Source organism: Streptomyces sp. NBC_01210 (assembly GCF_036010325.1).
GTDB lineage: Bacteria > Actinomycetota > Actinomycetes > Streptomycetales > Streptomycetaceae > Streptomyces.
In genome coordinates this window covers 6,072,229-6,086,473 of record NZ_CP108549.1, presented here as the reverse complement: position 1 = coordinate 6,086,473, position 14,245 = coordinate 6,072,229, and the positions used below count along the sequence as shown (strand labels likewise).

The following is a 14,245-nucleotide window of genomic DNA, read 5'->3' as shown; positions in this document are numbered from 1 at the left end:
GGCGCGGAGCCGCACAAGGCGGAGTCCCGGGGCGGGTCACTCACCGCCCGGCTCCTCCTCCGTCGGCACCACGTGCTTCTCCTCCGCGAAGTGGCAGGCCGACGGATGCCGCGTCGGCCCGCTCGCCGGCCGGAACACCGCAGGCACCTCCAGCAGCGGCACCTCCAGCGCGCACCGCTCCTGCGCCTTCCAGCAGCGCGTGCGGAAACGGCAGCCCGACGGGATGTTGGCCGGCGACGGGACATCGCCGTGCAGAATGATCCGCTCACGGCGCTCACGCGCCTCCGGGTCCGGCACCGGAACCGCCGACAGCAGCGCCTGGGTGTAGGGATGCGTCGGATGGTCGTAGATCTCCGCGTCCTTGCCGATCTCCACAATTCGCCCCAGATACATCACGCCCACCCGGTCCGAGATGTGCCGGACGATCGACAGGTCGTGCGCGATGAAGACATAGCTGAGGCTGAATTCGCTCTGCAGCTTGTCCAGCAGATTGATGACCTGCGCCTGCACGGAGACGTCCAGCGCGGAGACCGGCTCGTCGGCCACGATGATCTCCGGCTGGAGAGCCAGCCCGCGCGCGATGCCGATGCGCTGCCGCTGGCCGCCGCTGAACTGGTGCGGGTAGCGGTTGATGTACTCGGGGTTGAGCCCGACGACATCGAGAAGGTCCTGCACCTTGCGGCGCCGGTCCCCCTTGGGCAACACCTCGGGATGGATCTCGTACGGCTCACCGATGATGTCGCCGACCGTCATCCGTGGATTGAGCGAGGTGTACGGGTCCTGGAACACCATCTGGATGTTGCGGCGGACCGCCTTCAGCGCGCGCCCGGACAGCTTGGTGATGTCGTCGCCCCGGTATCGGATCGCGCCGGCCGTGGGCCGCTCCAGGTGCACCAGCATCCTGGCGAGCGTCGACTTGCCGCAGCCCGACTCCCCCACGATGCCGAGCGTCTCGCCCGCCACCAGGTCGAGATCGACGCCGTCCACCGCCCTGACCGCGCCGACCTGCTTCTTGAAGAGGATGCCCCGGGTGAGCGGATAGTGCTTGACCAGACCGCGGACCTCCAGGATCGCTTCAGCCATTGAGTGTCTCCTGCCAGAAGTGGCAGGCGCTCCTGCGATCCTCCGACACCTCGTACAGCGGCGGCACATCGGTCCGGCACACGTCCTGCGCCATCGGACAGCGCGGGTTGAAGGCGCAGCCGGGCGGGATGTTCATCAGGTTGGGCGGCAGGCCCTTGATCGCGTACAGCTCCCGGCCCTTCTGGTCCAGCCGCGGGATCGACTCCAGCAGACCCTTGGTGTACGGGTGGGCCGGGGCCTTGTAGATGTCGTGGACAGGAGCCGTCTCGACGATCCGGCCCGCATACATCACCGCGATCTTGTCGGCGACGTCGGCGACCACGCCCAGGTCGTGGGTGATCAGGATGAGCCCCATGTTCAGCTCGCTCTGGAGCTGGGCCAGCAGATCCATCACCTGGGCCTGGACGGTGACGTCCAGCGCTGTTGTCGGCTCGTCCGCGATGATCAGGTCCGGCTCCAGGGACAGCGCCATGGCGATCATGATGCGCTGGCGCATACCGCCGCTGAACTGGTGCGGATACTGCCCGACCCGCTCCTTCGCCCCCGGGATGCCCACGCGTTCCATCAGCTCGACGGCCGTGGCCCGCGCGTCCCTGCGCGACATCTTGCGGTGGACGGTGAACATCTCGCCGAGCTGGTCGCCGACGCTCAGCACCGGGTTCAAGGACGAGAGAGCGTCCTGGAAGATCATGGCCATCCCGGCCCCGCGGATCTTCCGCCGCTCCTCCTCCTTGAGCCGCAGCAGATCCTGTCCCCGGAAGAGGATCTCGCCGCCGGCGATCTTCCCCGGAGGCGAGTCCAGGATTCCCATGATCGCCTGCGCGGTGACGGACTTGCCGGACCCGGACTCGCCCAGCACGGCGAGCGTCTCGCCTTCGTCCACCGTGTAGTTGACGCCGTTGACGGCCTTGGCCACGCCGTCCCTGGTACGGAACTCCACGTGCAGATCACGCACTTCGAGCAGCATGGCGGGCTCCTCAGCGCAGCTTGGGGTCGAGGGCGTCGCGCACCGCGTCGCCGAGCATGATGAACGCGAGCACCGTGACCGCCAGCGCGCCGGCCGGCCAGAGCAGCATGTGCGGCGCGTTGCGGATGTACGGGGACGCGGAGGAGATGTCGATGCCCCAGGACACGGTCGGCGGCTTCAGCCCCACCCCGAGGTAGGAGAGCGTCGCCTCCAGGGCGATATAGGTACCGAGCGCGATGGTCGCCACGACGATCACCGGCGCGATGGCGTTGGGGCTGATGTGCCGCAGCAGGATCCGGGAGTTGGACGCACCGAGCGCCCGGGCCGCCTGGATGTAGTCGTTCTGTTTGGCGGTGATGACCGAGCCGCGTGCGATACGGGAGAGCTGCGGCCAGCCCAGCAGCACCATGAAGCCGATGACGGGCCAGACCGTGGTGCTGGTGACGACGGACAGCAGAACCAGACCGCCGAGGACGACGGGGATGCCGAAGAAGATATCGGTGACCCGGGAGAGGACCGCGTCCGACGCCCCGCCGAAGAAACCGGCCAGACCGCCGAGGGCGGAACCGAGCAACGCCACACCGAGAGTGGCGCAGACGCCGACGGTGACCGAGGTCCGCGCGCCGTAGACGGTACGCGTATAGACGTCGCAGCCCTGCGCGTTGAAGCCGAAGGGATGGCCGGGCTGGGAGCCCTGCTGGGCCTTGGCGAGGTCGCACTGGAGCGGATTCTGGGTGGCGATCGACTGGGGCCAGATCGCGATGAAGACCAGGAAGAGGATGATCAGGCCCGAGATGATGAAGACGGGGTTGCGACGCAGATCGCGCCAGGCGTCGGACCAGAGGCTGCGCGGCTTCTCGGCAGGCCCGGTGCCCTCCGGGCCGCCGGGGCGCTTCTCCAGGGTCGCCCCCTCGGTGGTCGCGAGGTCCATCGCACCGCCCGCGCCGGTGGAGGCGATGGCTCCCCCGTTGTCGTACTGAGGCTCAGGCATACCGGATCCTCGGGTCGAGAACGGCGTACAGAAGGTCGACCAGCAGATTCGCCACCAGGAAGACGATGACGAGCACGGTCACGAAGCCCACGACGGTCTGGGTGTTCTGGCGCAGGATGCCCTGGTAGAGCTGGTAGCCGACGCCATGGATGTTGAAGATGCGCTCGGTGACGATCGCGCCGCCCATCAGTGCTCCGATATCGGTGCCGATGAAGGTGATCACCGGAATCAGTGAGTTGCGCAGCAGATGACGGCTGATCACCCGGCGCCTGGGCAGGCCCTTCGCCTTCGCGGTGCGGACGTAGTCGGAGCGGGCATTCTCGGCGATCGAGGTCCGGGTCAGCCGGGTGACATAGGCGAGCGAGACCGATGCGAGCACAAGACCGGGGATGATCAGCTCATTGATCGGCGCCTCCGGTGAGACGGCGGGCTTGATGATGCCCCACTCGACACCCAGCAGCAGCTGGAGGATGAGACCGGTGACGAAGGTCGGGACGGAGATGACGACCAGGGTGAGCAGCAGCACGCTGGTGTCGACGGGGCGGCCGCGCTTCAGGCCCGTGATCACACCGAGCGTGATGCCGATGAACATCTCGAAGACGATCGCGACGACAGTGAGCCGAATGGTGACGGGGAAGGCCTCGCCCATCAGCTCGGTGACCGGCTGTCCGTTGAAGGCGGTGCCGAAGTCGCCGGTGAAGACATTGCCCATGTACGTCAGGTATTGCTGCCACACCGGCTTGTCGAGGCCGAACTCCTTGCGCAGCTGGGCGGCCGTCGCCGGGTCGCACTGCCGCTCGCCGCAGAGTCCTGCGATGGGGTCCCCCATCACGTTCACCATGAGGAAGATCAGCAGCGTGGCACCGAAGAAGACCGGGATCATCTGCAGCAGACGCCGGATCACATAACGTCCCATGAAGGGCTCCGGGGGTCGTGGTCGCGCAATGCGGGGAAGGTCGGTGCAGCTGCCGGACCGGCGCGTCGGGCACGCCGTGCCGGATCCCTTCCGCCGTCACTTGACCTTGATCTCGTTGTAGACCGGGACGCTGAAGGGGTTGAGCGCCACGTTCGAGACACGTTCGGAGTAGCCGGCGCTGCCGTTCTGGTACCAGAGCGGGATGGCCGCCATCTGGTCCCGTACGACCCCCTCGGCCTTCTGGAAGGTCTCCACGGCCTTCTTCGCGTCGCTCTCCGCGTTGGCCTCGTCGACGAGCTTGTCGAACTCCGCGTTGCTCCACAGACCGTCGTTGGACGAGGCGTTGGTGTAGTAGAGGGGCTGCAGGAAGTTCTGGATCAGCGGGTAATCCATCTGCCAGCCGGCCCGGAACGGACCGGGCATCTTGTGCTTCCCGATCTGGTTGCGGAAGTCGGCGAAGGTACCGACCGGGTTGCCGACACACGCCCTGTCGTTGCCCAGCGCGTTGTTGATGCTGTTGCAGACGGCGTCGACCCACTCCTTGTGCGAGCCGCTGTCCGCGTTGTACGAGATCTTCACCTGGCCGCCGGGGATGCCGCCGCCCTCCGTGATCAGCTTCTTCGCCTCGGCCGCGTTGTACTCGCAGGCGTCACCGCACAAGGTGTCGCTGAAGCCGCCGTCCGCGCCGAGCACCGGTGAGGTCCAGTCCTTCGCGGGCGTACGCGTCTTCTGGAAGATCGTGTCGGTGATCTGCCGGCGGTTGATCGCCCTGGACAGGCCCTGGCGGACCTTCACGGCGTTCGGGGTGTTCCAGGCCTTGTCGTAGTACGGGAAGGCAAGGGTCTGGATGATCCCGGCGGGGGTGTTGATGTACCGGCCGCCGAGGTCCGTCTGCACATTCTTGAGCTGCGAGGCCGGCACATCGTCGACGAGGTCGAGATTGCCCGCGGTCAGGTCGGTGTAGGCGGTGTTGTTGTCCGTGTACACATTCAGGTCGACGCCGCCGTTCTGCGCCTTGTCGGTGCCCGGGTAACCGTCCCATCTGCGCATGGCCAGCTTCGAGCCCTTGGCGTACGAGTCGACGGTGTACGGGCCGTTGCCGATGGGCTTGGACAACCAGGCGTCGTGGCTGTCGAAGAACGCCTGGGGCAGCGGGGAGAAGGCGGCGTAACCGAGGGTGTCGGGCCAGGTGGAGAACTTCTGGGACAGCTTGACCGTGAAGGTGGTGTCGTTGACGACCTTGAGGCCGGAGAGGGTCGTGGCGGTGGGCGTGCCCTTGTCCGGGTGGACCTGTGCGTAGCCGTCGATATAGCCGAAGAAGTAGGCGTTCTTCTGATTGTTCTTCAGGTTGGCGCCGTAGTTCCAGGCGTCCACGAAGGACTTGGCGGTGACCTTCTCACCGTTGCTGAAGGTCCAGCCGCCTTTGACGGTGACGGTGAAGTTGACCGAGTCCGTGGTGGCGATCTTCTCGGCGAGCATGTCCTTGGCCTCGCCGGTCTTCGGGTCGTACCTCTTGAGACCGCGGAAGAGCATGTCGAGGACCTTGCCGCCCTGCACCTCATTGGTGTTTGCGGGCTCCAGCGGGTTCTGGGGGTCGCCCCAGGAGGAGCTCACGATCCCGTCCGCGCCACCACCGCCGCCGCTGCTGCCTCCGCCGCACGCCACCGCCGCGAGGGCTACGGCCACCGCGCATACGGCCCCTTTGGCGTGCGTGACTCCACGCATGGGGTGCCTCCCGTGTCCTGAGTCCGACTTAGCACCAATACACCCCATGTAGGTATGCAGCGCACTTTTATGGCCGCTTTCCGAGTTTGCCGCTCCTCAGTCTCTGGTTCTCAATCCCTCCTGGTCAGTCCTTGCTGGGTACACAGAAGAGGGCGCCCGGACCAGACGGTCCGGGCGCCCTCATTCACTTACTTCTGCGTCACACCGCGTGGACGACGTCCTTCTCCTCGGCGAAGTGGCACGCGGACTCGTGTGCCGCCGGGGTGTCAGCACCCTTGAAACGCTCGGGGATCGCCAGCAGCGGGACCTCCTGGGCGCACTTGTCCTCGGCCTTCCAGCAACGGGTGCGGAAACGGCAGCCGGACGGCGGGTTCGCCGGGGACGGGACATCGCCGGTGAGGATGATCCGCTCGCGACCGCTGCTGAGCTCCGGGTCCGGGACCGGGACCGCCGACAGCAACGCCTGGGTGTAGGGGTGCGTCGGGTGGTCGTAGATCTGCGTGTCCGTACCGATCTCGGCCATCTTGCCGAGGTACATCACGCCGACCCGGTCGGAGATGTGCCGGACGATCGACAGGTCGTGGGCGATGAAGATGTAGGAGAGGTTGAACTCGTCCTGCAGCTTCTCCATCAGGTTGATGACCTGCGCCTGGACCGAGACGTCCAGGGCCGAGACCGGCTCGTCGCAGATGATGACCTCGGGGTTGAGGGCAAGACCGCGAGCGATACCGATGCGCTGGCGCTGACCGCCGGAGAACTGGTGCGGATACCGGTGGATGTACTCCGGGTTGAGCCCGACGACGTCGAGCAGGTCCTGCACCTTCTTGCGGCGGTCGCCCTTCGGAGCCACCTCGGGGTGGATGTCGAAGGGCTCACCGATGATGTCGCCGACCGTCATACGCGGATTGAGCGAGGTGTACGGGTCCTGGAACACCATCTGGATGTTCCGGCGGACCGCCTTCAGCGCGCGCCCGGACAGCTTGGTGATGTCCTGACCCTTGAAGAAGACCTCGCCGGCGGTCGCCGTCTCCAGCGTCATCAGCAGTTTGGCGACGGTGGACTTGCCACAGCCGGACTCGCCGACGATGCCGAGCGTCTCACCCTGGTAGAGGTCGAAGGAGACCCCGTCCACGGCCTTGACCGCGCCGACCTGGCGCTTGAACAGAATGCCCTGGGTCAGCGGGAAGTGCTTGACCAGGTTGCGCACCTGAAGGATCGGCTCACCGCGCTCGACCGGTGCCTCGATCGCCGCCACGGCCGCCGTCTCGGTGGGCGCGTCGACGGTCTCGACCTCGGTGACGTTCGGGGTGGCGTCCATGGGCTCGTCGGTCTTCTTGAACTCAGCCATGGATCGTCTCCTTCCAGAAGTGGCACGCGCTTCCGCGGCCGGGCAGCTCACTGCCGTCCTGCTCGGTCACCGGCACCAGAGCCGGAACCTCCGTACGGCAGATGTCGTCCGCCTTGGGGCAGCGGGGGTTGAACGCGCAACCGGCCGGAATCTTGAGCAGGTTGGGCGGCAGACCCTTGATCGCGTACAGCTCCTGGCCCTTCTGGTCCAGGCGCGGGATCGAGTCCAGCAGACCACGCGTGTACGGGTGGGCGGGCCGCTTGTAGAGCTCGCTCACCGGGGCGGTCTCGACGATCCGTCCCGCGTACATGACCGCGATCTTGTCCGCGACGTCGGCGACGACGCCGAGGTCGTGGGTGATCAGGATCAGGCCCATGTTGTACTCGCGCTGCAGCTCCGCGAGCAGATCCATGACCTGGGCCTGGACGGTGACGTCCAGCGCGGTCGTCGGCTCGTCCGCGATGATCAGGTCCGGCTCCAGGGCCAGCGCCATGGCGATCATGATGCGCTGGCGCATACCGCCGGAGAACTGGTGCGGGTAGTCGTTGACCCGCGCCTTGGCGGCCGGGATCTTCACCCGCTCCATCAGCTCGATGGACTTGGCCTTGGCCTCCTTCTTGGAGAGGCCCTGGTGGACGCGGTACATCTCGCCGAGCTGGTAGCCCACGGTGAGCACGGGGTTGAGGGAGGAGAGCGCGTCCTGGAAGATCATCGCGATCTTCCGGCCGCGGATCTTCCGCCGCTCCTCGTAGCCCATGGTGAGCATGTCCTGCCCGCGGTACAGGATCTGGCCCTGCGGGATCTTGCCGGGCGGCATGTCCAGAATGCCCATGATCGCCTGCGCGGTCACGGACTTTCCGGAGCCGGACTCACCCAGTACGGCTAGGGTCTCGCCGGAGTCAACGCTGTAGTTGACGCCGTTGACGGCCTTGGCGACTCCGTTGCGGGTATGGAACTCCACATGCAGATCGCGGACTTCGAGCAGCGGAGTGCCGTCCGAGTCGCCCGACCGGGGCGCCGGGACACTTGATGTTTCTTCGATGATGGTCACGTACGCCCTCCTCAGCGCAACTTCGGGTCGAGGGCGTCGCGGACCGCGTCGCCGAGCATGATGAACGCGAAGACCGTGAGGCTCAGCATGCCGGCCGGGAAGAGCAGCACATGCGGGTTGTTACGGATCTCCTCACTGCCCGACGCGATGTCGATGCCCCACGAAATCGTCGGGTCGGCGAGACCGAGTCCCAGGTAGGACAGGGTCGCCTCGGCCGAGATGAAGCCACCGAGCGAGATGGTGGCGACAACGATGGTGGGAGCGATCGCGTTGGGCAGCACATGGCGGAACAGCATCCGGCTGGTGCCCGCGCCGAGAGCGCGCGCCGCCGTCACATAGTCCGCCTGCTTGGCCGTGATCACGGAACTTCGGGCCACTCGGCAGATCGACGTCCAGCCGAGGAAGGCCAGCGCCAGGATCACGACGTACACCTTGCGCTCGGTGAACGAGTTCAGCACGACCATCGCGCCGAGCAGGAAGGGGATACCGAAGAAGATGTCCGTGACACGGGAGATGATCGAGTCGAGCCAGCCGCCGAAGTAGCCCGAGAGCAGGCCCATCAGACCGCCGAAGACCGTGATCGCCACCGTGACGCCCAGGCCGACGAGGATCGAGGCGCGGGTGCCGTAGATGACACGCGCATAGATCGAGCGGCCCTGGATGTCGTAGCCGAACCACTCGGGGCTGAAGGCCTTGCCCAGCTCGGGCTTGGTCAGATAGTGGTGCGTCAGATCGCCGGCCCGCGGGTCGGCGCTGGTGAACAGGCCCGGGAAGGCCGAGATCACCAGCAGCAGGACCAGCAGCGTCGCCGAGAGCCAGAACATGGGCCGGTGCCGCAGGTCGTACCAGGCGTCGCCCCACAGTCCACGGGGCTTGCCCTGCGATTCCTTGGGGGCCTGCTCGGGTGCCGCGTCGGCCTTCGGGGGAGCGATGGCGTCGACCCTCGCGTCGACGGCCTCGGCCTTGGTCACGTCAGGCATACCGGATCCTCGGGTCCAGGACCGCGTACAGCAGGTCGACGAGCAGGTTGATCAGCAGAATCACCAGGACGAACACGGTGACGACACCGACGATGGTGGAGCCCTCGCGCTGTCCGAGCGCCTGGTAGAGCAGGTTGCCCACACCCTGGACGTTGAAGATGCCCTCGGTGACGACCGCGCCGCCGATGAAGCCTCCGACGTCCGTACCGAGGAACGTGATCACAGGGATCAGAGAGTTCCGCAGCAGATGCACGCCGACGATGCGGCGCCGCGGCAGACCCTTGGCGAGAGCGGTACGCATGTAGTCCGCCCGCAGGTTCTCCGCGAAGGTCGTACGCGTCAGCCGTGCGACATACGCCATGGAGAGCATCGCCAGGACGAAGCCCGGCAGGAACAACTGTGTGACGTCCGCGGAGTCCTGGACGTTCGGTGCCACCCAGCCGAGAGTGTCGGCGAAGAGGAACCGCGCCATGTAGCCGAGGATGAACACCGGGATCGAGATGACGACCAGGGTGAAGATCAGCACACCGGTGTCCGGGGCCTTGCCGGCCTTCAGACCGGCCCAGGCGCCGAGGCCGAGGCCGACGATCATCTCGATGGCGAGCGCCACGACGGTCAGCCGGAGCGTGACCGGGAAGGCCCGCGACATCTCGTCGAGGACAGGCCGGCCGCCGAATGTCTTGCCGAAGTCGCCCTGGAAAAGATTGCCCATGTAGTCGATGTACTGCTTCCACATGGGCTGGTCGAGCCCGAACTCATGGCGCAAGGACGCGACCTGTGCGGGGTCTGCCGCCTTGTCACCCCACATTGCCCGGATGGGGTCACCCGGAAGAATGTGGACCATGAGGAAAATCAACAGAGTGGTCCCGATGAATACCGGGATCATCTGGAGCAGTCGCCTTGCGACGTAACGCCCCATCATGCCTCCATGCCGTGAGGGGTCGGCGATGGCCGTGTCAGAGTGATCTCCGCCTCGGGGTGTGGGGGGAGAGCCCCGGGCCTACGCCGGAGGGCCGGTGCCGCCGCTCCGGGAGGAGCGGCGGCACCGGCCTTCGGTTCCCGATGTTTACTTCTTGGCCTTGACCTGGACTTCGTCGAAGATCGGGTCGCCGTCCTGGCCGTAGACGATCTTGCCGAAGACGTTCTTGGACTGACCCGAGTTGGTCTTGTAGAACCACAGCGGGATCGACGGCATGTTGGCCTTGAGCATCTGCTCGGCCTCCTGGTACATCTTCACCGTCTCGTCGAGCGTCTTGGCCTTGTCCGCCTTGGAGGTCAGCTCGTCGAACGCCTTGTTCGAGTAGCCGCTGGTGTTACCGGCGGCCGTGGTGCCGTACAGGTCGCGCATGAAGTTGGAGTTGACCGGGTAGTCGAGCACCCAGCCACCGCGGTACATGGACTTGACCTTCTTGCCGTCACGGGCGTTCAGGTCGGTCTGGAAGTCCGGCTTCGAGTCGCCGACGCACTCCACACCGGTGGACTGACGGATGCTGTTGCAGACCGCGTCGACCCAGGCCTTGTGCGGCTGGTCCGCGTTGAACTGGATCGAGATCTTGTTGCCCGGGACGCCGCCACCCTCCTTGATGAGGGCCTTGGCCTTGGCCGGGTCGAACTTCACGACGTCACCCAGCGCACCGGCCTTGTAGCCGAGCACACCACGGGCGACGTAGGAGTCGGCCGGCTCACGGGTGCCGTTCAGAACCGTCTTGGTGATCGTCGGGCGGTCGATCGCCATCGACAGGCCCTGGATGACCTTGGGGTTGATGTTCTTGAACTGCGGCGTGTAGAACGCCGGGACGAGCGACTGGACCGCGGAGTACTCCTGGTCGATCGCGCGGTCGCCGAGGTCCTGCTTGTAGTTCTTCAGCGCGGTGACCGGGACCTGCTCGATCCAGTCGAGCTGGTCCGAGCGCAGGGCCGAGTACGCGGCCTCGGCGGTCGTGTAGTTCTTGAAGTCGATGCCACCGTTCTTGGCCTTGTTGGGCCCGGTGTAACCGTCGAACTTGCGAACCTTGATGAGCTTCTTGTGGTCCCAGGACTCGAACTTGTAGGGACCGTTGCCGATCGGCTTCTCGCCGTAGCCCTTCGGGTCCTTGAAGAAGCCCTCGGGCAGCGGCGCCCAGACGTCGTAGCCGAGCTTGTACGCGAAGTACGAGACCGGGCCGGACAGGGTGATCGTGAAGGTGGTGTCGTCGACGACCTTCAGACCGGACATCGTGGTCGCCTTCGGGTCACCCTTCTCGGGGTGGACGTCGGCGTAGCCCTTGATGTCCTGGAACCAGCTGGAGTTGGTCTGGTTGTTCTTGACGTTGGCAGACCAGTTCCAGGAGTCCACGTAGGACTTCGAGGTCACCGGGGTGCCGTCGTGGAACTTCCAGCCCTGCTTGAGCTTGACGGTCCACACGGACGAGTCGGCGTTCGGAGTGACCGACTCGGCGTTGATGTAGGTGAGCTTGCCGGTGCCCGGCTCGTAGTCGACGAGCCCGGAGAAGATCGTGCGCAGGACACGGCTGCCCTGGCTCTCCTTGGCGTTCGCCGGCTGCAGCGGGTTCTGCGGCTCGCTCAGCTGGGCGACCAGAATCCCGTTGGGGTCGGCCTTACCAGCGTTCATGTCGTCGCCGCTGTCACTGCCGCCACCACAGGCGGTCGCTGCCAGGGCGACAACTATCGCACCCGCTACCCACTTGGCGCTCTTGGCACCGCGCATGGGTTCCTCCTCATGAGTCCACTTTGTCACTACAAGAAGGGGACATCTACGCGCGCTGACACCCCTGACAGCGGACACGTCACGTACCCCGAGTGTGCTCGTGAGTCGGCGCTCCCCACAGCGCATGACCCATTGACCCGAGCTCAATGGAGCCAACTATTAAGTACGCCCGAGCCGTAAACCACACTTAAAGGGTCTCGTTTTGACAACATCGCCAGGCTCTGCGTGCCCGAAATCCGGACAAAGCGAGCACAGACAGACACCCGCGAAACGGACCGTTAACACATGTTCCGGAGAGCTACGCTCGATATCCGGACACATGGGCCATGAAAACGAGTTGACGAACGGCCCGGCCCCCCACATTGTCTGCGGGGGGCCGGGCCGTCGCTACGGCGCAGTGCTGACGCTACGTCAGTTGCGCTTGGCGCGGGAGGCGGTACGGCCGCGCTCCTTCTGGTCCAGGACGACCTTGCGGATACGGACCGTCTCCGGGGTCACCTCGATGCACTCGTCGTCGCGGCAGAACTCCAGGGACTGCTCGAGCGACAGCTTGCGCGGCGGCACCACGTTCTCGGTGGTGTCCGCGGACGCGGCACGCATGTTGGTGAGCTTCTTCTCCTTGGTGATGTTCACGTCCATGTCGTCGGAGCGCGAGTTCTCACCGATGATCATGCCCTCGTAGACCTCGGTGCCGGCCTCCGTGAAGATGACACCGCGCTCCTGAAGGTTGATCATCGCGAACGGCGTCACCGAGCCCGAACGGTCCGCCACCAGCGAGCCGTTGTTACGGGTGCGCAGCTCGCCGAACCACGGCTCGTGGCCCTCGAAGATGGAGTGCGCGATGCCCGTGCCACGGGTCTGGGTCAGGAACTCCGTACGGAAGCCGATCAGACCGCGGGACGGGACGATCCACTCCATGCGGATCCAGCCCGAGCCATGGTTGGTCATGGTCTCCATACGGCCCTTGCGGGTCGCCATCAGCTGGGTGATGGCGCCGAGGTGCTCCTCGGGAGAGTCGATCGTCATGCGCTCGATCGGCTCGTACGTCTTGCCGTCGACCTGCTTGGTGACCACCTCGGGCTTGCCGACGGTCAGCTCGAAGCCCTCACGGCGCATCTGCTCGACCAGGATGGCCAGCGCGAGCTCACCGCGGCCCTGGACCTCCCAGGCGTCGGGGCGCTCGGTGTCCAGGACGCGGAGCGAGACGTTGCCGACCAGCTCCTTGTCCAGGCGGTCCTTCACCTGGCGGGCGGTGACCTTGTGGCCCTTGCCGCCCTTGCCGACCAGCGGCGAGGTGTTCGTACCGATGGTCATCGAGATCGCGGGCTCGTCGACCGTGATCAGCGGAAGCGCGATCGGGTTCTCGGTGTCGGCGAGGGTCTCACCGATCATGATGTCCGGGATACCGGCGATGGCGCAGATGTCGCCAGGGCCCGCCTTCTCGGCGGGCTTGCGGGTGAGCGCCTCGGTCATCAGCAGCTCGGTGATGCGGACGTTGGACATCGAGCCGTCACGCTTGATCCAGGTGACGGTCTGGCCCTTCTTCAGCTCGCCCTGCTCGACGCGGCAGAGGGCGATACGGCCGAGGAAGTTGTCGGCGTCCAGGTTGGTGACGTGGGCCTGGAGCGGCGCGGCCTCGTCGTACTCCGGGGCCGGGACGTGCTCGAGGATCGTGTTGAAGAACGGCTCCAGGTTCTCGCTGTCGGCCGGGACGGTGCCGTCCTCCGGCTTGGTCAGCGAGGCGACTCCGTCACGGGCGCAGGCGTAGACGATCGGGAACTCGATCTGCTCCTCGTCCGCGTCCAGGTCCAGGAACAGGTCGTAGGTCTCATTGACGACCTCGTCGATCCGGGAGTCCGGGCGGTCCGTCTTGTTGATGCAGAGGATGACGGGCATCCGGGCCTGGAGGGCCTTGCGGAGCACGAAGCGGGTCTGCGGGAGCGGGCCCTCCGAGGCGTCGACGAGGAGGACGACCGCGTCCACCATCGACAGACCGCGCTCCACCTCGCCGCCGAAGTCGGCGTGGCCGGGGGTGTCGATGATGTTGATGGTGATCGGGGCCCCGCCGGCCTTGGGGTGGTACTTCACGGCGGTGTTCTTCGCCAGGATCGTGATGCCCTTCTCACGCTCCAGGTCGTTCGAGTCCATCATGCGGTCGTCGAGGTGCTCGGCGGCGTGCGCGGCGAAGGCGCCGGCCTGCTTCAGCATGGCGTCGACCAGGGTGGTCTTGCCATGGTCGACGTGGGCGACGATGGCAACGTTACGGATGTCGTGGCGCGTGGGCATGCTGGCTGGCGCTTCTCTCGATCGTGGGATGCGGCGTTGTTTTCCTCGTACGCCCGCCGGGCGGACACGCCACGGCTAGTCCCATGGTACGGGGCCGTCGCGTCCGGGGCTTCCCGGGCCGATCGGGAGGGGGTTGCTGGTGCACTGGGGGTGCGAAAAAAGCCTGGGTCAATGGTTGGTACGAGCTTGCC

11 protein-coding genes are annotated in these 14,245 nt (G+C 66.0%); all 11 read right to left on the bottom strand.

The window, feature by feature from the left end; translation table 11 throughout:
* Positions 1-36 precede the first annotated feature (36 nt).
* A complete protein-coding gene (locus OG735_RS27830) occupies positions 37-1,083 on the bottom strand; it encodes an ABC transporter ATP-binding protein (protein WP_327325871.1) in 1,047 nt (348 codons plus the stop codon).
* Positions 1,076-2,050, bottom strand: a complete 975-nt coding sequence (locus tag OG735_RS27825; protein ID WP_327325870.1) for an ABC transporter ATP-binding protein — start codon at positions 2,048-2,050, stop codon at positions 1,076-1,078. Before OG735_RS27825 ends, OG735_RS27830 begins: the two co-directional genes overlap by 8 nt.
* 10 nt (positions 2,051-2,060) lie before the next feature.
* Entirely contained in the window at positions 2,061-3,041 is a 981-nt protein-coding gene (locus OG735_RS27820; protein ID WP_327325869.1) for an ABC transporter permease, read from the bottom strand.
* A complete protein-coding gene (locus OG735_RS27815; RefSeq protein ID WP_327325868.1) occupies positions 3,034-3,957 on the bottom strand; it encodes an ABC transporter permease in 924 nt (307 codons plus the stop codon). Before OG735_RS27815 ends, OG735_RS27820 begins: the two co-directional genes overlap by 8 nt.
* A gap of 96 nt (positions 3,958-4,053) precedes the next feature.
* Complete coding sequence (locus OG735_RS27810) at positions 4,054-5,682, bottom strand: peptide ABC transporter substrate-binding protein (protein WP_327325867.1); 1,629 nt, start codon at positions 5,680-5,682, stop codon at positions 4,054-4,056.
* A 199-nt stretch (positions 5,683-5,881) separates the two neighbouring features.
* Complete coding sequence (locus tag OG735_RS27805; RefSeq protein WP_327325866.1) at positions 5,882-7,030, bottom strand: ABC transporter ATP-binding protein; 1,149 nt, start codon at positions 7,028-7,030, stop codon at positions 5,882-5,884.
* Positions 7,023-8,081, bottom strand: a complete 1,059-nt coding sequence (locus OG735_RS27800; RefSeq protein ID WP_327325865.1) for an ABC transporter ATP-binding protein — start codon at positions 8,079-8,081, stop codon at positions 7,023-7,025. Before OG735_RS27800 ends, OG735_RS27805 begins: the two co-directional genes overlap by 8 nt.
* A gap of 11 nt (positions 8,082-8,092) precedes the next feature.
* Positions 8,093-9,061, bottom strand: coding sequence for an ABC transporter permease (locus tag OG735_RS27795; RefSeq protein ID WP_327325863.1), 969 nt, complete (start codon positions 9,059-9,061; stop codon positions 8,093-8,095).
* The gene (locus tag OG735_RS27790) at positions 9,054-9,980 is read right to left on the bottom strand and encodes an ABC transporter permease (protein WP_327325862.1); all 927 of its coding nucleotides are present in this window, start codon (positions 9,978-9,980) and stop codon (positions 9,054-9,056) included. The genes OG735_RS27795 and OG735_RS27790 overlap by 8 nt, the downstream gene beginning before the upstream one ends.
* Before the next feature lie 147 nt (positions 9,981-10,127).
* A complete protein-coding gene (locus OG735_RS27785; RefSeq protein ID WP_327325861.1) occupies positions 10,128-11,768 on the bottom strand; it encodes a peptide ABC transporter substrate-binding protein in 1,641 nt (546 codons plus the stop codon).
* Positions 11,769-12,179: 411 nt separating this feature from the next.
* On the bottom strand, positions 12,180-14,054 hold the full coding sequence (typA, locus tag OG735_RS27780) for a translational GTPase TypA (protein WP_327325860.1): 1,875 nt from the start codon (positions 14,052-14,054) through the stop codon (positions 12,180-12,182).
* Positions 14,055-14,245: the final 191 nt, after the last annotated feature.